The organism is Chitinimonas arctica, from assembly GCF_007431345.1.
Lineage (GTDB): Bacteria > Pseudomonadota > Gammaproteobacteria > Burkholderiales > Chitinimonadaceae > Chitinimonas > Chitinimonas arctica.
Genome location: NZ_CP041730.1, coordinates 3,991,728 through 4,011,732 on the forward strand (window position 1 = coordinate 3,991,728; position 20,005 = coordinate 4,011,732).

Here is a 20,005-nt window from a genome sequence, read left to right on the forward strand (position 1 = left end):
ATCTCGCAATGGGATTGCCGTTTTTATGGCTTTGTCCCGCAAGGATGCGCTGTGACAGGCGTGCTCCGAGTTGGAACCGGAAGCCATACATAAGCGTACTCGCAAAGGTATCAGCGGTGGCGCCGCAGCAACTGGGCACGAAACTCGGCGGCGAATTCTGCCGCGTTGGAATATTGCTGACCTGTGCCGCTGTTGAGACCTTCCATCACCAGATCATGAATATGCTGCTCTTCTTCGTCCCGTGGGTCATTGCTGGCAGGAACTTCGGGAAGTGGTATCAATTCGGCCGGATCAAGGGCTTTGCGCTTCAAATTTGGCATGGGGTGCTTTTAAAAGCTTCTCGTCTGGATTCTAATTGGCGTTTTAGCGGCCCGACGCCTGTTCTTATTGCCTATATGGCATGCATCAGCTCGCAATTAAACTAGACAACCAATTTAGGCTACCAGATTGATACAAGAAGGCGCTTTCGAAAAATGACCCTGTCAGGCAGTCCTGCACTGTAGCTACCAAGCCCAGCAACTACCGCCAAAGTTTGTACGGCGATGGCGGCGGCGCGTTGCTGGCCAACGATCTGTGGCTCAATGTGACCAATCGCAAGCCCGCCGGGCCACGACAAAACGCTTGCCCGCCAGCACTTTCGAACACGTATTTAGCAAAACCTGAGCGTTCAGCGCCCCATCTTGAGGCAGCGTAACAGTTCAGCTTGTTGTTCCTATCCCGGACCCCCTATTTAACCCGGGATATGAATACTGGTGGCATGCTTGACCTCCTCCATCACCGCATAGGTATGCGTCTCCCGCACCCCGGGCAAGCTCAGTAGCGTATTGCCCAGAAAGTCGCGATAAGCCTTCATATCGCGCACCCGGGCCTTGACCAGATAGTCGAAGCCACCGGCCACCAGATGGCATTCCTGCACCTCCGGCCGGTCGGTCACCGCCAGTTTGAAGCGCTCGAACACCTCGGGCGTGGTGCGGTCCAGCAGGACCTCCACGAATACCAGTAGGCCGGCATCCAGTTTTTCGGGGTTGAGGCGCGCGCCATAGCCGAGGATATAGGCATCGCGGGTCAGCCTCTTCACCCGCTCCAGGCAGGCGGTGGGCGACAGGCCGATGCGTTTGGCCAGGTCGATATTGGCGATACGGCCATCTTCCTGCAATTCGCGCAGTATCTTGCGGTCGATGCGGTCCAATCCATTATTCATTGGTTTTTAATCCGGCATTCTTTAAATTGACTGGATTTTATGCTGTTTTCAACCATGAAAACAGCAGCACATTCGGTGGCGACCACAGTAGCATTCGTCCCGTTCTTACTTGACGTTCGCACCTGTCGGCAGGCGGCGGACGCAGGCGGTCGCCGAACCGGCCTTTGCCCCGCGAGGGCCGGTTCGGAGGCGACGGGAACGGGCAACGTATCCAAAAGAACGTGGGGTTATCCACCCCGGCCCGGACCCAAGCCGACCCGCGCAGCGTGATCTCGCTGCGCGGGTCTTGTTACATATGGGTGCGGCAAGCCTTGTGCGTTGCCGCCTTCCAAAGGCAAACCAGGCGATTCCGATGACTCCGCTTTACCCTGACCTACCCAGTAGCCTGGCCAGCTTTGCCGGCATCCGCGACAACCTGTTCCGCGACGAGGCGGAGGCGATAGGCAGCCTGTTGCCGCTGGCGCGGCTGGATGAGCAGGCCGAAAAGGCCGTGCATGTGCGCACGCTATCGCTGGCGCAAGGTGTGCGCCAGGCGGCCAGCAAGAACCACTTCGAAGCCTTCCTGCAAAGCTATGGCCTGGGCAGCGAAGAAGGGGTGGCCTTGATGGCGCTGGCCGAAGCCCTGCTGCGTATCCCCGATACCAATACCCAGGACCAGCTGATCCGCGATCTGCTGGAAAGCCGCGACTGGCGCCGTTCGCAAACCGCCACCTGGCTGGTCAGCGCGGCCAGCCGCGCCTTGCTGTTCACCGACAGCTGGATCGACGCCAGCGAGGGCCGCCACTGGTTCGACCGGCTGTTGCGCAAGATGGGCGAGCCTGTCCTCCGCAGTGCCATGAAGGCCGGCATGAAGGTGATGGCCAATAACTTCGTGGTGGGCGAAACCATCGAGGAAGCGCTCAATAACGCCGACAAACGCTGGCGCTATTCCTACGACATGCTGGGCGAGGCGGCGCTGACCAATGCCGATGCCGAAGCCTATTTCCGTGCCTACCACGAGGCCATCGCCGCCCTGGGCCGCCGCGAGGACAAGCAGCAGGGCTTTGCCCGCCAGTCCATCTCGGTAAAGCTGTCGGCCATCCATCCGCGCTATGAATTTGCCCAGCTGGAACGGGTGCAGACCGAACTGTATGGCCGTCTGCTCGATTTGGCCCAGGCCGCCGCCAAGGCCGACCTGGTCTTCAGCATCGATGCCGAGGAAAGCGAGCGGCTGGAAATTTCCCTGTGGCTGTACGAGCGGCTGCTGCGCGAACCGAGCCTGAAGAACTGGCGCGGCCTGGGTCTGGTGGTGCAGGCCTACCAGAAGCGGGCGCCGTTCGTGATCGATTGGCTGGCCGAGCTGGCCGCCGACACCGGCCGCGTGTTGCCCATCCGGCTGGTGAAGGGCGCTTATTGGGATAGCGAGATCAAGCGGGCCCAGCAAAACGGCCTGGCCGGCTATCCGGTCTACACCCGCAAGCATCACACCGACGTGGCCTACCTGGCCTGCGCGCGCAAGCTGCTCGACCATGGTCCCGAGCGGTTCTATCCGCAGTTCGCCAGCCACAACGCCCAAACCCTCAGCTGGATCGTGGAAGCCACCCGCAATCGCGGCAACTCCTTCGAGATCCAGCGCCTGCACGGCATGGGCGAAGCCCTCCATTCCCAGATCCACGAGCGGGAAGGGGTGGCCAGCCGCGTCTATGCGCCGGTAGGCCGCTTCCACGCCTTGCTGCCCTACCTGGTGCGGCGCCTGCTGGAAAACGGCGCCAACTCCTCCTTTGTCCACCAGTTGGCCGACACCCGCGTGCCGCTGGAAAGCATCGCCGATAACCCGGCGCAGACCGTTGCCCGCCAAGCCGTTACGCCAGGCGTAAAGGCCCCCTGCGATGTCTTCGCGCCACGCCGCAACAGCCAAGGATTTGCCATGACCGATATCGTTACGCTCGAACCGCTGCGCCAGCGCCTTGCCGCGCTGGAGTCCGGTACCTTCCACGCCACCCCCATCGTCGGTGGCCAACGCCCGGCCGGCACCGGCCAGCCGCGTGTCAGCCCAATCGACCTGGAACGCAAGATCGGTACCCTGGTGGCGACCGATGCCGCCGCCGTGGCAAAGGCCCTGGACCTGGCCGATGCGGCGCAGGACGGCTGGGCCGACCAAGCGCCTACCGCGCGGGCTGCCCTGCTGGAGAAAGCCGCCGATCTATTGGAAGCGCGCCAGGACGAATTCCTGTGGCTGTTGAGCCGCGAAGCCGGCAAGACCCTGCCCGATGCGCTGGGCGAACTGCGCGAAGCAGTGGACTATTGCCGCTTCTACGCCCATGAAGCCCGCCGCCTGATGGGTGCCGCCATTGCCTTGCCGGGCGTGACCGGCGAGAGCAACGAGCTGCGCCTGAGCGGCCGTGGTCCCTTTATCGCCATCGCGCCGTGGAATTTCCCGCTGGCGATCTTCCTGGGCCAGATCACCGCCGCGCTGGCCGCCGGTAACACCGTGATCGCCAAGCCCTCGCGCCGCACGCCGCTGATCGGTATGCGCGCCATCGAGGCGCTGCTGGACGCCGGTATTCCGGCCGATGTGCTGCACTACCTGCCGGGCGAGTCCGGCGGCTTGTCCGACAAGCTGCTGGGCGACCCGCGCGTGGCCGGCGTCGCCTTTACCGGCTCGACCGGTGCTGCCTGGAAGATCAACCGCACCCTGGCCGCCCGCGACAGCAGCATCGCCAGCCTGATCGCCGAAACCGGCGGTTTGAATGCCATGATCGCCGATAGCTCCGCCCACGTGGAACAACTGATCATCGATGTATTGATGAGCGCCTTCAATTCGGCCGGCCAGCGCTGTTCCGCCCTGCGCATCCTGTTGGTACAGGACGATATCGCCGACCAGGTGATCGAGCGCTTGGGGCTGGCCATGCAGGAACTGCGCATGGGTGACCCGCTGCAATTGGCTACCGATGTCGGCCCCACCATCGACACCTTGTCGCAGCGCGATCTGCAGGCCTATTGCGACAAACTGGCCGGCACCGCCCGCCTGGTGGGACGCACGCCACAGCCGGCCGAGCTGTCCGGCGGCTGCTTCTTCGCCCCGCACGCATTCGAAGTGGCGCTGGATCAGCTGCCCACCTTCGAAACCTTCGGCCCGGTGCTGCATATTGCCCGCTTCAAGGGCGACCAGCTGGCCGACGCGGTACATCGCGTCAACAAGCTGGGCTTCGGCCTGACCATGGGTGTTCACACCCGCCTTGACAGCACGGTCGAGACCGTCCGCAAGCTGGCCAAGGTGGGCAATCTATACATCAATCGCAACCAGATCGGTGCCGTGGTGGGTTCGCAGCCCTTCGGCGGCGAAGGGCTCAGCGGCACGGGCTTCAAGGCCGGCGGTCCGCACTATCTGCTGCGCTTCGCGTGCGAGCGCACCGTCACCATCAACACCGCGGCGGTGGGTGGCAATGTCAAGCTGATGGCGGGTGGCGAGGGAGAACACGCTTAAGGCGTAATGGTGGTAGTAATACTCGCCGCGTGAGCGGGTGCGCATCCCCATTGGTGCGCATCCCGTTGCCGGCAGGTACCCATGACCGGTGGCGATGGCGCTGCCGGTCATTTTTTTAAAAGTTCACCGCCCTTGGTCTAGGATAAAGCGTCCTCATCTCCCCTGATAAGGCCGCTCCGTGTTCGATTTCAAAAGTATCAGTCTCAAACTGAACCTGCTGTTCGTGGCTATCGTCACCCTGGTCCTGGCCGCTTCAGGAGCTTACAACTATCACCGTACCGAGAGCGATCTGCTGGGACAGCGGCAAGCGGCTATCGCCAATATTCTCGACAGGCTGTCGCTTTCGCTGCCGGTGGCGGTCTGGAATTTCGATGCCACCCAGGCCGAGAGCATCGTCCGCTCCGAGATCAACCGCAGCTTCGTGCGCGGCATCTCGGTCAGTGCCGAGGACAAGGTCTTCCTCAGCCTGCGCCACGATATGGCCGGCAAGATCGAATCCGGCCCGATCAAGACCCTGGACAACGATGTCCGGCGTGCCGCCGATCTCCGCTACACCGCCAATGGTGCTACCCGCTCGGTGGGACGGGTGGATCTGTTCGTCAGCAATGCCGATATCGTCCAACAATTGCAGAGCCGGTTGCTGTTTATCGTCGGCCAGATCGTGGTCGTCGATATCATACTTATCCTCTCCCTCTTGCTGGCCTTGCGCAGCCTGGTGATCCGGCCCTTGCAGCGCGTGAACGGGGCCTTGGCCGCCATTGCCACCGGGCAGCTCAAAGCCCCTCCCGTGGTAGAGGGCCGCGACGAGATCGGTCAATTGGCGGCCGCCGTCACCAATATGAGCAATACCTTGGCCAGCGTGATCGGCAAGGTGCGCAATTCCACCGAACTGGTCAGCGATGCCGCCGCGCAGATCAGCGGCGCCGCCATGTCCTTGTCAGCCTCCAGCAGCAGCCAGGCCGCCAGCGTGGAGGAAACCAGCGCATCGATGGAACAGGTCACGGCTTCCGTGACGCAGAACACCGAAAATGCCCGCGCCACCGATGGCATCGCCATGCAGAACGTCGTACAGGCCGAATCGGGCGGGGATGCGGTGCGTCGTACCGTGCTGGCCATGAACCAGATCGCGCAAAAGATCGGCATCGTCGACGAGATCGCCTACCAGACCAATATGCTGGCCCTCAATGCCGCCATCGAAGCGGCCCGGGCGGGTGTGCACGGCAAGGGCTTCGCGGTGGTGGCACAGGAAGTGCGCAAGTTGGCCGAGCGCAGCCAGAGCGCCGCGCGCGAAATCGGCGAGTTGGCGAACGAAAGCGTGGTCATGGCCAACCAGGCAGGCGAACTGTTCGTGGTGATGGTGCCCAGTATCCGCAAGACCGCCGCCCTGGTGCAGGAGATTTCGGCTGCGTCCAGTGACCAGACCAACGGCATCGAACAGATCCATGCCGGTATCACCCAGATCAGTTTTTCCATGCAATCCAATGCCGCCGCGGCCGAGGAATTGTCCGCCACCGCCACGGCCATGACGGACCAGGCCGCCGAACTGCGCGAGATGGTCGCCTACTTCAAGACTTGACGGTAAACGCAGCGGAGCAGCCACCGGCAGGGAAAAGCAAGCGGACTGTGCCGGTTGCCGAAGGCCGTGCTCGGTTAAACTGCCCGGCCACCCCCTCCGTGCCTTGCCATGTCCACCACCCATACCGAACCGTCGCGCAGCGGTTTTATCCTATTGCTCGCCGGCCTGGCGATGTTCGGACCGTTCTCCATCGACACCGTCTTCCCCATGTTCCCGCAGATGGAACAGGCGCTGGGCATCGGCCCGGTGCAGATGCAACAGACCATCAGTGTCTACCTGTTTGCCTATGCCCTGATGTCGCTGCTGCACGGCCCTCTGTCGGATGCCTTGGGACGCCGGGTGGTGATCATGGCCGGGGTGGCGCTGTTCGTGGTGTCCTCGGTGGGATGTGCGCTATCCACTTCGCTGTGGCAGCTCCTGGCGTTCCGCGCCCTCCAGGGCATGTCGGCCGGATCAGGCCTGATCGTCGGCCGAGCCATCATCCGTGACCGATTTCACGGGGCGGAAGCGCAGCGGGTCATGTCGCGCATCACCATGGTATTCGGCGTGGCCCCGGCCATCGCACCCATTATCGGGGGGATGATAGGCACGCGCTTCGGTTGGGCTGCCATCTTCTGGTTCCTGACCTTGTTCGGCGTGCTTCTGCTGGCGACCTGCTGGCGCTGGCTGCCGGAAACGCATCCACGCAGCGCCCGCCTGCCGCTGACACCGGGGCCGCTGTTCGGCCGCTACCTGCAGATGCTGGCCAATCCGCGCTTCGTTTGGTTGAGCCTGTCGGGCGCCTTCAACTTCTCGACCCTGTTTATCTATATCTCGTCCGCACCGATGTTCGTGCTGACCCATCTCAAGCTGGGGCCAACCCAGTTCGGCTATTTCTTTGTGCCGGCCATCGCCGGCATGATGCTGGGCGCCTACTTCTCCGGGCGCCGGGCCGGCCGCCATACGCCGGCTTCGAACGTGCAACTGGCCTATCGCGTCATGCTGACCGCCGGCTTGATCAATGTGGCTTACTGCTTGTTCGCACCCTCGTTCGTCTGGCCGTGGGCGGTGATACCCGTCATGGTCAGCGGTGCGGGTATTTCCTTGGCCTTTCCGACCCTGACCTTGCTGCTGCTCGATCTCTATCCGCAGGAGCGCGGTACCGCATCGTCGCTGCAAGCCTTTATCCAATTGATGTTGAGCGCCGTGGTGGCAGGGCTGTTGTCGCCCTGGCTGGCGCAGCAACCGGTCTGGCTGGCGGCCGGTGCGGTCGGCTTCAGCGCGCTGGGCTTGCTGGCCTGGTATCTGGCGCGGCGCGCGGGCGTCAGCGCGCAGGTGGCGCTGTAAAGTCGGTTGTGAAATGCGCAAGCGGGGGAGAGCGCGCGGCCGGGCGAAAGCCTAAGCTGCGTCCGACCTGAAACGAAGCGGACCTGCCCAAAGCGCATGCGTAAAATCACCGAACTGTCCTACCGGGGCCGGATCAACCGGGTGACTGCCCATATCGAAGCCCACCTGGCCGAGCCATTGACCGGCGACAGCCTGGCCGAACTGGCGGCCTTGTCGCGCTTCCATTTCCATCGCATGTTTTGCGCCATGCTGGGTGAAACGCCGGCCCAGTATGTGCAACGCCGCCGCCTGCACCGGGCGGTGGATAGACTGCGAGGCAGCCAGGCCAGCGTCACGGCTATCGCGCTGGAATGCGGCTTCGATAGCGCACATGCCTTGGGCAAGGCCTTGCGGCGTAGCACCGGCATGAGCGCGACGGCTTTGCGCCTGGCCGCACGGGAAGGCGCCGCCCATCCGTTTCGGGTCTTTCGTCCTCAACCCGCCCGGAAAGACAGACATATGCTCCAGCCACAGTTCAAGGATTTTCCCAGCCGCACCATTCTGGTTGCGACCGAATTCGGTATCTTCGATAACGATGCCGGCGCTGCCGCGCGCCGCGCGATCCAGCGTTTGGAACAATTTGTCGATGCGCATCCGGTTTGGCGCGATCATATGCGAGGTTGCCTCGCCTACAGCAGCCGGCCGCCGGAAGGCCCGAACGACCCCGACTTCCCGTTCAACGCCGCCTTTATCATGGACGCGCCGCCGCTATTGCCGGACGGCAGCGACCTACGCCTGGAAACGCTGCCGGGCACCCGCTGCGCGGTCTTCCGCCATATCGGCCCGTACCGGACGCTGTGGCAGACCTGGCAAGCCATCTACCGCGACTGGCTGCCTTCAGCCGACGTGAAGCTTCGCCACCAGCAACCATGGGAGGAGTACATGAACTCGCCGCATGACGTGCCGCCGGCCGAGCTGGTCACCGAAATCTGCGTGCCGGTGGAAGGGCCGCAAATCCAATCCTGAGTTCAACTATCCACAGCGGGCTTGTCGCGCGGCTTGAGTGCCGCCAGGCTGGCCTGCTGGAGTTCCAGCGTGCGTATGGTCATCTGCAGCATGCCCACTTGCATGGACAGCCATTGCTCCACCGTGCGCAGCTCGGCGATCTTGCGGGCGCATTCTTCCTCGCTCAGCGGCGGCATGAAAGCCTGCATCCCTTCCATGGGCTTGAAGAATTGCTTGAAAAAGGCGAAGGGGTCGTTTTGATCGCTCATACGTAGGGGCTCCTCGGTTGGCAGCATTATGGCCGAGCGGAAGGGCGCGGCAAATAATGCTTTACCGGATGAGCGACGGCTTGGAATCCGTGGATGGTCCGCAAAAGCTAAAGCCGTTTAGTGTTTGCTGGGCAAATATGCGCCAGGGAATCGTTGAAATATCGATTGTACGTAGACTGTGGCTCTCCACTCGGAAGCCGCATCATGCACCCACAAGAAACAGGCAGTGGACGCTAAGCGCTTGCTCCGACAAGCGCCGCACGCTGTGTTTGCCGAAGCATGACAAGGGTTTCAAGTACAGCATGTTTATCTTGCAACTCACTGGGCGTAGCTTGCGCCAGGAGTGGGTTTCGGAGATGAATTTCTGTGCCCATGCGTTCGATTCGCATTTGCTCTAACGCGGCATCTATCTGCTTGGCTATAATTGAATTTAATCTTTCGCGGCTGCCGTTGTTGAAGCAATAAAGTATCGCAAGCACATTTATATCATCTTCCGTGTCGGTTATATTTTGCAATAATCGATTAATTGTTTCTAATACATTTTCCTGCTCGGCAAGCTGGGTGTGTTCCAGGGGGGTAGGCGTCTTGCTCTCCAATGCCTTCTGTTGGAGCAGGGCGTCCCGGAGTTGCCGATCCTGTTGTGAATAACTTTCCAGCTTGATTTCTATTTTCTCTGTAATACGTTTTAGTTCCGGTTCATCTTGTTTAACTTTTTCGGCTAAATTATTCATTATTGTTTCTAATTGTGATTCCAGGCTCAGGTTTGGTTGAGCTTGCGTAGGTAACTCTGGTGGGTTATCTTTCGTGCCGTTCGGAGTAAGAGGGTCTATTTTGTTACATTCAAGCTGAATGGGGATTGGAGTGGCCGAATAGCTTATGTTGGGTGGGTAGTATACGTCATATGCCAAGTCTGGCTTCTCAACGGTCACGACAACCAAAGGTGTGGGTGGCTGAGCCGCGACCGAGTGGTTTTGGGGTGTTTGAAGAAACTCTTGATAAATTGCTTGATATTCTTCTTCTCCCCACGTTTGTTGGTTGATTGGGGTGATGGTCGTTTGATGAGGGAAATTTCCCCGGCTGCTTTTTTGCTCAGTCGGTGTGTGGCTGAATAGGTCTACAACTGCTTGGACGAATTTTTTAAATGTCTCGAAGAAAAATTCGATCGCTGAATAGAGTGCTACTGCGTAATTGCCGATTGCAGTGTGGCGTATTGGTTTTTTGGGTTCCGGCGCTTGCTGGTAATTTGCTGGTCCCAGTGCGCGACAAGATAGTGCAACGTTGGATGCGGTCATTGTATTTCTCTTGTTCTGATTTGTTTAAAAATAGCGCGAGAGATAAGATTGAATTTCTATACTTAATTAGATAATTAATCTAAATTTTTTCTGATCGAGTTGCTTTCCTATAAAGCTAGATTCTTTCGAAAAATGTCTGCTGGTCGAGGTCTGGGAAAGCCCTGGTTAGCTGTAGTCATGCCAACGGCAGCACCCTTGCACTTACCGCTCGAAGCGAGCTGCAAGTGCAAGGGTGCTGCCGTGATTGCTTGCCAGCGTAGGTTTGCCTGGACTCAGCCCGTTAACTGCCCTGCTTCCACCACCGCCAGTGCCGTCATATTGACGATGCGGCGCACCGAGGCGGTCGGGGTGAGAATATGCACCGGCTTGGCCACGCCCAGCAGCATCGGACCGATGGTGACGCCATCGGCCGCGCTGACCTTCAACAGGTTGAAGGCGATATTGGCGGCATCCAGGGTCGGCATGACCAGCAGATTGGCATCGCCCTTCAGGGTCGAATCGGGCATCACCATATCGCGGATCTGGCCGGACAGTGCGGCGTCGCCGTGCATTTCGCCGTCCACTTCCAGTTCCGGCGCCCGTTCGCGCAGCAGGGCCAGGACGGTGCGCATCTTCTCCGAGGTGGGCGAATCCACCGAGCCGAAGCTGGAATGGCTCAACAAGGCCACCTTGGGCGCGATGCCGAAGTTGCGCACGGTCTGGGCCGCCATCAGGGTAATTTCCGCCAGCTGTTCGGCAGTCGGATTCTGATTGACGTAGGTGTCGGTGATAAAGACATTGCCGCGCGGCAGCATCAGCGCGTTCATGGCGCCGTAGGTATGGCTGTCGGCCTTGCGTCCGATCACCTGGCAGGTGAATTCCAGGTGCGAATGATAGTGGCCGTAGGTGCCGCAGATCATCGCATCGGCTTCGCCGCGCCGCATCATCAGCGCGCCGATCAAGGTGGTCTTGCGGCGGACTTCGCGCTTGGCGAACTCCTGGCTCACGCCATTGCGTTTCATCAGCTGGAAATACTCGTTCCAGTATTCGCGATAGCGCGGGTCGTTCTCATTGTTGACCAGCTCGAAGTCGGTACCGGGGCGAATGCGCAGGCCGAGCTTCTCGATACGCATATCGATCACGTTCGGGCGGCCGATCAGGATGGGGCGTGCCAGACCCTGGTCGACGATCTCCTGGACCGCGTGCAGTACCCGCTCATCCTCGCCTTCGGCATAGACCACCCGTTTGGGTGCCTGCTTGGCGGCGGTGAAGACCGGCTTCATGAACAGATTGGACTTGTACACGAATTGCATCAGCGATTCGTGGTAGGCCGCCATATCGGCGATAGGCCGGGTGGCCACGCCGGATTCCATGGCGGCGCGCGCCACCGCGGGAGCGATCTTGACGATCAGGCGCGGGTCGAACGGCTTGGGAATGATGTAGTCCGGGCCGAACTTGAGCGATTCGCCGCTGTAGGCATCCGCCACTACGTCGCTTTGCTCCGCCATGGCCAGATCGGCGATGGCGCGCACGCAGGCCAGCTTCATCTCGTCATTGATGGTGGAGGCGCCGACATCCAGCGCGCCACGGAAGATAAAGGGGAAGCACAGGACGTTGTTGACCTGGTTGGGGAAGTCGGAGCGGCCGGTGCAGATGATGGCGTCCGGGCGGGCTTCCTTGGCCAAGGGCGGCAGGATTTCCGGTTCGGGGTTGGCCAGCGCCAGGATCAGCGGATGGGCGGCCATGCTGCGCACCATATCCTGGCTGACCAGCTTGGGACCGGACAGGCCCAGGAAGATATCGGACCCGACCATCGCATCCTTCAACGTGCGGTGGGGGGTGTCCTGCGCATAGCGCTTTTTCGATTCGTCCAGTTTCTCCCAGTCTTCGCGGGCGGTATGCACCACGCCCTTGGAGTCGCAGGCGATGATATTGGCCGGGTTCATGCCCAGCTGTACCAGCAGGTTCAAGCAGGCGATGGCCGCGGCGCCGGCGCCGGATACCACCAGCCGCACCCGGCCGATGTCCTTGTCGACGATGCGCAGGCCGTTCAGCACGGCGGCGGCGGTGATGATGGCGGTGCCGTGCTGGTCGTCATGGAATACCGGGATCTTCATCCGTTCGCGGCATTTCTGCTCGACGTAGAAGCACTCCGGTGCCTTGATATCTTCCAGGTTGATGCCGCCGAAGGTGGGCTCCAGCGCGCAGATGATTTCCACCAGCTTGTCCGGGTCGTTCTGGTCCACCTCGATATCGAATACATCGATACCGGCGAACTTCTTGAACAGCACGCCCTTGCCTTCCATCACCGGCTTGCCGGCCAAGGGGCCGATATTGCCCAGGCCCAGCACGGCGGTACCGTTCGAGATCACCGCGACCAGGTTGCCGCGGGCGGTGTACTTATAAGCGTTCAGGGGGTCTTCGACGATGGCGTCGCAGGCGGCCGCCACGCCGGGAGAGTAGGCGAGCGCCAGATCGCGTTGGCTGGACAGCGGCTTGGTCGGGGCGACCTGGATCTTGCCGGGCTTGGGGAACTGGTGGTATTCGAGTGCGCTCTTGCGCAATTCTTCATCCATTGCTGGCTCCAACATCTGTTTTTTTGGCAGGTAGCTCCCGATTATAGGCCTGCCGAGCCGGCGGGCCGAGCGGGAAATCCCGATACGCGGTTTGAATGATATCGCCCGATATGACGGCTTTCGGAAAGCTATTGATTCCGCGTTGCAAATGGCGCCGCTGCCGGTTTTGGCGCGCCGGGGCGCGCTGCCGCGGATATGCGCTGCTGCCGTCCACAGCCGGGAACCCACGCCGCCACCCTTGTTGTAAAGGCATTGCGTGTCCCGTACGGGCGGCTCGCCGGGCGCGGCGGAGTGGACTACACTTGCGCGGCCCTTGCCAGCATGGCGATCCCATCCACCCGGTCGATTTCACTGGCCCTTTGTGTGACGGCTTCGCCACATTGCCAGGGCGTGGCGACCTTATCGCCCTAGTCCGGCCATCCCAGATTCGGTATTTGATCCACGTAAAGGAACTGCGCAGTGTTGCACACCCTATTTAAAACATTGATACGCCTGCTGCTGGTTTTGCCGCTGCTGGCATTGGTCGCGTGCAATGGCAAGGAATCCGCCCCCGGCGAGGCGCCGCAGGAATTCATGGTGAAGGCCGGCGATGGCCAGGTCACCATCACCTGGAAGGAAGATCCCAATCTGACCTATTGGGTCTTTACCGCGGCAGCCACCGGCATTACCCCGGACGATTACGGCAAATATCCGTCCGCCCAGATCTTTCCGTCGTCCCGCTCGCCCATGGTGCTGACCGGCCTGGCAAATGGCGTGACCTATGCCTTTACCATCAACGCCACCCGCAACGGCGGCCCGGCCGGTCCGGCAGCCCAGTCCATCGCCGTGTCGCCCCGTCCGGCCGGCAATGCCTGGACCGTCGGCAGCAGCGCCGGTACGGTCGACCTGAATAATGTGGTCTTCAACAACAATCTCGGCCATTTCCTGGCCGTGGGCCAGGGCGGCGCCATCCAGCGCAGCATCGACGGCAAGACCTGGACCGCGCAAACCTCCGGTACCGCCGCCGACCTGACCACCGTGTTCTACGACAACGTCGACTATCTGGCCCTGACCAGCGACGGCAAGTTGTTGCGCAGCACCGACGGTATCACCTGGGCCGCGGCTCCCGTGGGCACCGGCACCACCAAGCGGCTCAATCGTTTGGTCGGCGGTGCGAACGTCTACCTGGCGGTGGGCGAGGCCGGCACCATCGTCACCAGCCCGCCGGACCGCAGCGCCTGGACTGCCCAGGTATCCGGCACCCAGCGCGACCTGAACAAGGTGGTTTACACCAGCAGTGGATTCGTGGCGGTCGGCGCCGGCGGCACCATCCTCTCCAGCGTCGACGGCAAAACCTGGAAGACCCAGAACAGCGGCGTGACCGCCGACCTGCACGGGGTCTACTTCAGCGGCGCCAATGTCATTGCGGTAGGCAAGGGCGGCACCATCGTGAGCGGTAAGAACATCTTTACCGACACGCCGGTCTGGACCGTCAACGAGTCCGGCACCACCCAGGACCTCTACGCCGTCAACGCCGCTTCGCAAGTCGTGGTGGTCGGCGCGGCCGGCACCGCCTTGACCGGCAAGCTGGCTACCGGCGCGGACCGCTATACCTGGACGCTGGCCACTACCGGCACGGGTAGCAGGGCCAATGACCTGGTGTTGGGCGGGGCGACTTATGTTGCGGTGGGGGTGGGTGGGAGTAACGCTAGCGCTTATTGATCAGCGCGTATGCCGTTCAAAAGCCCTGTCTGCGGATGGGGCTTTTGTCATAAATATGCGCCCTCATTAAGGCAAGGGGTAGCAGTATCTAGCGCGCACCTTGTGTACTTCTTCGACGATCTCTTGTTCGATCTCGGGAGTGAGTTCCTCATTTGGTGCTCGCTGCCACATCGCTTTCAATGCATTGCCCGCGCGGCGGCGTAGCTGCTCCCGCAACATTGCTTCCATCGCTTCGGCTGAGAGCAAGCCGGCATCGGCCGCTGTTTGCGCTAGCTCATCGGGAAGTGAGATTTGCACGTTGGTCATCGCCAAAACCTCGTTTCAAGCGACTCCCATACGGTACCGCAAAATTGACGGTTATTGGGCATTAGGGCGTTTTGAGCGCAATGGGTCCATATTGTTCCCATAGCTCCAAGGAACTCGCACGAAATCTTCCCCTCTATTGACAAGAGCACGCCAGCCAAAGATTTTACAAACTCGCAATCATTCTTGGCCGAATTGGAAGGGATGTTCATGACCGAAGAGTTGACTAGCTACGATCCGGCGGAAGATTTGAGATCCGACCAAGCCATTACCGCCTTCATGACCGGTGCAATCGAGACAAGCGATCCCGTTTTTATCGCTTATGCGCTCGATATCGTTGCTCGCGCCACGATCGCAAATTCACGATTGCCAACTCCCACTTGCAACTGATGCAACGGCTCGCTGGTTTTTCCGCCTCGGCCAGCCCGCCACAATGTGGTTCCTGCCGTGCCATCAGCCGGCACACCCATCCATGCAAAGGAAACCCCACATGAAAATCGTCGTCGTAGGCGCAAATGGCACCATCGGTTCTGCCGTGGTCAAGGAATTAGGTCAGCGGCACAGCCTGGTCGGCGTCGGCAGGAGCGGTGGCGAACACCAGGTCGATATCACCCGTACCGACAGCATCGAAGCGCTGTTCGAACGTGTCGGCAAGGTCGATGCCATCATCTGCGCGGCCGGCGGCCTGCATTTCGGCCCACTGGGGGAGATGACCCCTGCGCAATTCAATATCGGCCTGCAGGACAAGCTGTTGGGCCAGGTCAGTCTGGCCTTGATCGGCCAGCATTACCTGAACGCGGGCGGTTCGATTACCTTGACCAGCGGTATCGTCGGCTCCGAACCGATCCGAAATGGCGCCAATGCCACGGCAGTGAATTTGGCGGTGGAAGGTTTTGTCCGGGCGGCGGCAATCGAGTTGCGCGATGGCATCCGCATCAATGCCGTCAACCCGACGGTGTTGCTGGAATCCTGGGACAAGTACGGCCCATTCTTTCCCGGCTTCGAGCCGGTGCCGGCCAGCCGGGTGGCCCTGGCTTATGTGCGCAGCGTGGAAGGCGGGCAAACCGGGCAGGTGTACAAGGTCTGGTGAGCTGTTCGCCGACATGAGGGAATAAAAAAAGCGGCAAGGGAAAACCTCGCCGCTTTGTTCATGCATCCGATTACATATTCGGATAGTTCGGTCCGCCACCGCCCTCCGGCACCACCCAGTTGATATTCTGGGACGGATCCTTGATATCGCAGGTTTTGCAGTGCACGCAGTTCTGCGCATTGATCTGCAAACGCGGTGCATTTTCCTCTACCCCGACGAACTCATACACTCCCGCCGGGCAGAAGCGCTGTTCCGGACCGGCGTAGACCTTCCAGTTCAGCTGGACCGGGATCTCGGCGGACTTCAGCTTGAGATGGCTAGGCTGGTCTTCCTCATGATTGGTGTTGGAGATAAACACCGAGCTGAGTTTGTCGAAGCTGATCTTGCCGTCGGGCTTGGGATAGTCGATCGGCGTGCATTCGTCGGCCGGCAGCAGCATCTGGTGGTCGGCCTTGCCGTGGCGGAAGGTCCACGGCAGGCGGATACCGAGCGAATGGCACCACATGTCGAAACCGCCGTAGACCGTGCCGCCCCACATGCCAAACTTGCTCAGCGCCGGCTTGATATTGCGCACGCTGTCCAGATCGTCCCAGACCCAGGAATTGCGCAGCTTTTGTGGATAGGCGACCAGTTCATCGTGGCCCTGGCTGCCTGCCGCCAGCGCATCGAAGGCCGATTCCGCCGCCAGCATGCCGCTCTTCATGGCGTTGTGGCTGCCCTTGATGCGCGGCACATTGACGAAGCCGGCCGAACAACCGATCAGCGCGCCACCTGGGAAGGTCAGCTTGGGAATGGACTGCAAGCCGCCTTCGTTGATGGCACGCGCGCCGTAGGCGATGCGCTTGCCGCCTTCGAAGAAGCCACGGATGGCCGGGTGGGTCTTGAAGCGCTGGAACTCGTCGTACGGGCTGAGGTAGGGATTGGCGTAGTTCAGGTGCACGACAAAACCGACCACCACCTGGTTATCGTCCAGGTGGTAGAGGAAGGAGCCGCCACCGGCATTGCTGTTCAACGGCCAGCCTTGCGAGTGCATCACCAGGCCGGCTTGGTGCTTGGCCGGATCGATGCGCCACAATTCCTTCAGGCCGATGCCGAATTTCTGCGGGTCGATGCCGTCGCGCAGGTCGAAGCGCGTCTGCAGCTCCTTTGCCAGCGAACCGCGCACACCTTCCGCGATCAAGGTGTACTTGGCGTGCAATTCCATGCCGCGGGCGTATTCCGGCTTATGTTCGCCATCCTTGCCCACGCCCATATCGCCGGTCGCCACGCCCTTGACCGAGCCGTCGCCGTGGTAAAGCACCTCGGCCGCGGCAAAGCCCGGATAGATTTCCACGCCCAGCGCTTCGGCCTGTTGCGCCAGCCAGCGGCAGACATTGCCCAGGCTGACCACATAGTTGCCATGGTTGTTCATCAGCGGCGGCAACAGGAAGTTGGGGATGCGATAGGACTCGTCCTCTTCCAGGATCAGGAAGCGATCCTCGCTGACCGGCACGTTCAGCGGCGCGCCCCGTTCTTTCCAGTCCGGGAACAATTCGTTCATGGCGATCGGGTCGATCACGGCGCCGGACAGGATGTGCGCGCCGACTTCGGAGCCCTTTTCCAGTACGCAGACGCTGACCTCCGAACCCTTCTCGGCGGCTAGTTGCTTGAGGCGAATCGCCGCGCTCAGGCCCGAAGGGCCGGCGCCGACGATCACCACGTCGTATTCCATGAATTCGCGTTCCACGGGGTGGTCCTCGCTGTTGTTGTTGGCGCATCGGGAGCGCCACGGGAAGAAAAGTAGCTAATGATGCGGGAGCATGCTGCCCTGCGTCAAAACGCCGGATGCGGAATGGACAGGTGGTCGTGGCTTTTTGCGCTCCCTTCACCGACTTGTGGGGGTGGATGAGGCCAATTTGCGACAGCTCCTCGAACCGAAGCTGTCCGGGAGACCGGCACAGGCGCGTTGGGGGCAGACCGATGCAAGGCGAGTCTATCCGCTTGAAAAACGATAGGGCGGTGGCGAAAGGGAAAAGCCTGCGTCCGTTTCTCGTTTTAAGTGTTAAACCATGCATACCAATTTATCTATCAATTCGCCAATTTTTTTGAATTCCGAATCCTGGCAAGACGTCGGCGTTGATCATGAGAAAAACCTTGCTTTATACCGATGCGCAATGCGTCTATGCCCCTCGTTCGAATTGGCGCAATTGCTCGGACCGCTAGCCGTTTTATTAGGGTGCCAAGAAGCGACAGGTGTGGAAATAAACCGGATGGCGCAAGAAAAGTGTCTCAATCTATGGCGGCCCGTGCCGGGAAGGTATTTATCCGTCAACTCGGCGATCACGCAGATTCCACCGGATGCACCTATCCGACAGCAAATGCTGGACGCGGGTTTGGCGGAAATTTTCAAACCCATTGAGCCGGATTTGAGTAGATTCAAAGGGGCGCCGCCGTGTGCCATCGTGGTGCCGCTTGGGCTTCACTCCAGTAATGCCACACGGATTGCTTGCGTAAAAGAAGTTGTCGAGGAATTGTTAAAGGTAAATTCCCCAGAGGCATTGGATAGCACGCACTCTATTTTCTGGGTGGCAGGACGCTCACTCCAATAGAGATTGCGACGTCGATTGTCGATCAGTTGGATGTAGCCTTGGCATACTATTTTTGCACGGCCGACTGGCCATGCCTCACACAGCAACACCGAACGGAGTTTCTAAAGGATTTCAAGCTGCAACTGGAATCCAGGCTGGGTCTCGCAGAGGAGTTGACTTTGCCTGGGAGCGCGCGCAATGAAGCCGACTCCGCTACGTATATTTGGCAAAAATCATCGGAGTTGGAGCAGGTTCGTCAATTATTTGCCAATCGGGCGCATTTTATCGAAACGCCGCCCGAAGCATATGGCCCCAAGGGGCGGGATTCGACTCATGGCAATGCCACGCAGTTTCTTGCACATTTTTTAGTTGACCGGAAAATCGAAAAGGGAGATCGCTTGCTGCTTTGCTGCGATACATTTTCCGCACCGCGTGCGGGCATGATTTTCAATGGCTATTGTGAACGATTCGACCTCGCGGTGGTGACGTGTTCGAAGCCGCTGACCACTTGTGACCAAAAATGGCATGCAAGCTTGCTAGCCATTCTGCTGCGCGAGGCCAGCTGCCTGCTTTATGACTTGGTACAAGCAAGCGAAAGTGCTTCCTATTTCGACTTCAGCCCGGCTAAAAAAGCAAAGTAAGGGGGGCTCGTCGATGACCGCTACGGTCGAGTGCGCCCTTGGGCATCGTCTATAAATTCGCCGTATCCGCCAAGCCAAGCTCAGCCAAAGAAGCGCGCCACTGCATGCCGATCGTGCGGGCCGCCGCCAGCACGGTATCGCGACTGGCATCGGGCCGCTTGCCGGCGCGATAGGCCATCATTACTTCCCACTGCCATTGCGGTAGGTCACTGACCTGCAGAGGCAGCAGCCGTCCGGCCTGTAGATCCCGCAAGGCGGCGATGGCGGGCATGAAAACGATAAAGCCATGCTCCAGCGCCAATTCGCAAGCGGTGGTGGCAGGTTGGTTGATATGCAGCGGCAGCGGCGCGCGTCGGTGGCTACGCAGCAGCCGTACCAGTTCCTCCGCTTCGCTGCCCCACCACTGCGGCGAAATGCGGGCATCGGCGATGGCGGCCAGGGGTAAGGGGCCGGCGTCGGCCAGTGGGTGGTCGGCCGCTACCATGGCGACGATGGGTGAAACAGCCAACATTTCCAGCTGAATGCCCGTAATGGTAGGGCGATTGAGCACGAATGCACCCTTGAGGCGGCCGGTGAGCACCCGTTCCATCAGTTCGGTGGAGTGGTCGGTATGGCAGAACAATTCGATGGGTGTCTCTGCCAGCGCGGCGACCAAGGGGCTGAATACCAGGGAGGCCAAGGAGGGCGGGCAACCGATGCGCGCTTCCGGCAGGGCCGGCGCGCCCTGGATGGCGCGGCGACCGCTGTCCAGTTCGCTGAGGGCGCGGCGAACGGATTCCAGATAGGTTAGACAGGCCGGCGTGGCCACCGCGCCACGGCGATGGCGCTGGAATAGTTGGGTACCTAGCCGGCTCTCCAACAGGGCGATACGCTGGCTGACCTGTGGTTGCGACCAGCCGCGCGCCGCGGCAGCCTGGCTGAAGCTACCGCGTTCCGCGACATCGCTGAGCAGCTCCAGGTCGCTAAGTAGAATAGACATAATGGATACTTATAAGAACTATAAGCATATAGCGTATTCCGATATGTCTGCAGGC

17 protein-coding genes are annotated in these 20,005 nt (G+C 60.5%); 9 read left to right on the top strand and 8 right to left on the bottom strand.

The features are described from left to right. Positions 1-110 precede the first annotated feature (110 nt). Positions 111-320 (bottom strand): hypothetical protein, encoded by a 210-nt coding sequence (locus FNU76_RS18180; protein ID WP_144279505.1) that lies wholly within the window; start codon positions 318-320, stop codon positions 111-113. Between the two features lie 410 nt (positions 321-730). Next, the gene (lrp, locus tag FNU76_RS18185) at positions 731-1,201 is read right to left on the bottom strand and encodes a leucine-responsive transcriptional regulator Lrp (protein ID WP_144279506.1); all 471 of its coding nucleotides are present in this window, start codon (positions 1,199-1,201) and stop codon (positions 731-733) included. Between the two features lie 352 nt (positions 1,202-1,553). On the opposite strand from lrp, the gene putA reads away from it, so the two are divergent. The 4 genes from putA to FNU76_RS18205 all read left to right on the top strand — a co-directional run bounded on the left by putA (position 1,554) and on the right by FNU76_RS18205 (position 8,574). After that, positions 1,554-4,667: a bifunctional proline dehydrogenase/L-glutamate gamma-semialdehyde dehydrogenase PutA gene (putA, locus tag FNU76_RS18190; protein WP_144279507.1), complete on the top strand. Its 3,114-nt coding sequence runs from the start codon at positions 1,554-1,556 to the stop codon at positions 4,665-4,667. A 178-nt stretch (positions 4,668-4,845) separates the two neighbouring features. Further along, complete coding sequence (locus tag FNU76_RS18195; RefSeq protein WP_144279508.1) at positions 4,846-6,243, top strand: methyl-accepting chemotaxis protein; 1,398 nt, start codon at positions 4,846-4,848, stop codon at positions 6,241-6,243. A gap of 108 nt (positions 6,244-6,351) precedes the next feature. Next, positions 6,352-7,569 carry a multidrug effflux MFS transporter gene (locus FNU76_RS18200; protein WP_144279509.1) on the top strand — a complete coding sequence of 406 codons (1,218 nt, stop codon included), beginning with the start codon at positions 6,352-6,354 and terminating at the stop codon, positions 7,567-7,569. A gap of 96 nt (positions 7,570-7,665) precedes the next feature. Then, positions 7,666-8,574: an AraC family transcriptional regulator gene (locus tag FNU76_RS18205; RefSeq protein ID WP_144279510.1), complete on the top strand. Its 909-nt coding sequence runs from the start codon at positions 7,666-7,668 to the stop codon at positions 8,572-8,574. A gap of 2 nt (positions 8,575-8,576) precedes the next feature. Here FNU76_RS18205 and FNU76_RS18210 read toward each other — a convergent pair whose 3' ends face one another. The 3 genes from FNU76_RS18210 to FNU76_RS18220 form a co-directional block, all read right to left on the bottom strand. Continuing rightward, a complete protein-coding gene (locus FNU76_RS18210; RefSeq protein ID WP_144279511.1) occupies positions 8,577-8,822 on the bottom strand; it encodes a PhaM family polyhydroxyalkanoate granule multifunctional regulatory protein in 246 nt (81 codons plus the stop codon). A 233-nt stretch (positions 8,823-9,055) separates the two neighbouring features. Then, positions 9,056-10,114, bottom strand: a complete 1,059-nt coding sequence (locus tag FNU76_RS18215; protein WP_144279512.1) for a hypothetical protein — start codon at positions 10,112-10,114, stop codon at positions 9,056-9,058. Between the two features lie 272 nt (positions 10,115-10,386). Then, complete coding sequence (locus tag FNU76_RS18220) at positions 10,387-12,669, bottom strand: NADP-dependent malic enzyme (RefSeq protein ID WP_144279513.1); 2,283 nt, start codon at positions 12,667-12,669, stop codon at positions 10,387-10,389. Between the two features lie 459 nt (positions 12,670-13,128). On the opposite strand from FNU76_RS18220, the gene FNU76_RS18225 reads away from it, so the two are divergent. Beyond that, on the top strand, positions 13,129-14,370 hold the full coding sequence (locus FNU76_RS18225; protein WP_144279514.1) for a WD40/YVTN/BNR-like repeat-containing protein: 1,242 nt from the start codon (positions 13,129-13,131) through the stop codon (positions 14,368-14,370). A gap of 66 nt (positions 14,371-14,436) precedes the next feature. Here the strand turns inward: FNU76_RS18225 and FNU76_RS18230 are convergent, their stop codons facing one another. After that, on the bottom strand, positions 14,437-14,676 hold the full coding sequence (locus FNU76_RS18230) for a hypothetical protein (protein ID WP_144279515.1): 240 nt from the start codon (positions 14,674-14,676) through the stop codon (positions 14,437-14,439). Between the two features lie 207 nt (positions 14,677-14,883). Between FNU76_RS18230 and FNU76_RS18235 the strand changes: the two genes are divergently transcribed. Together FNU76_RS18235 and FNU76_RS18240 are read left to right on the top strand one after the other, a co-directional pair. Beyond that, a complete protein-coding gene (locus tag FNU76_RS18235; protein WP_179958175.1) occupies positions 14,884-15,063 on the top strand; it encodes a helix-turn-helix domain-containing protein in 180 nt (59 codons plus the stop codon). A gap of 100 nt (positions 15,064-15,163) precedes the next feature. Next, entirely contained in the window at positions 15,164-15,763 is a 600-nt protein-coding gene (locus FNU76_RS18240; RefSeq protein WP_144279516.1) for a short chain dehydrogenase, read from the top strand. 70 nt (positions 15,764-15,833) lie between these two features. On the opposite strand, the gene FNU76_RS18245 is transcribed toward FNU76_RS18240, so the two are convergent. Further along, a complete protein-coding gene (locus tag FNU76_RS18245; RefSeq protein ID WP_179958469.1) occupies positions 15,834-17,474 on the bottom strand; it encodes an electron transfer flavoprotein-ubiquinone oxidoreductase in 1,641 nt (546 codons plus the stop codon). A gap of 337 nt (positions 17,475-17,811) precedes the next feature. Here FNU76_RS18245 and FNU76_RS18250 point away from each other — a divergent pair, with 337 nt between their 5' ends. Together FNU76_RS18250 and FNU76_RS18255 are read left to right on the top strand one after the other, a co-directional pair. Continuing rightward, complete coding sequence (locus FNU76_RS18250) at positions 17,812-18,351, top strand: hypothetical protein (RefSeq protein ID WP_144279518.1); 540 nt, start codon at positions 17,812-17,814, stop codon at positions 18,349-18,351. Positions 18,352-18,389: 38 nt separating this feature from the next. Beyond that, entirely contained in the window at positions 18,390-18,971 is a 582-nt protein-coding gene (locus FNU76_RS18255; RefSeq protein WP_144279519.1) for a YdcF family protein, read from the top strand. A 49-nt stretch (positions 18,972-19,020) separates the two neighbouring features. Here the strand turns inward: FNU76_RS18255 and FNU76_RS18260 are convergent, their stop codons facing one another. Next, complete coding sequence (locus tag FNU76_RS18260; protein ID WP_144279520.1) at positions 19,021-19,950, bottom strand: LysR family transcriptional regulator; 930 nt, start codon at positions 19,948-19,950, stop codon at positions 19,021-19,023. Positions 19,951-20,005: the final 55 nt, after the last annotated feature.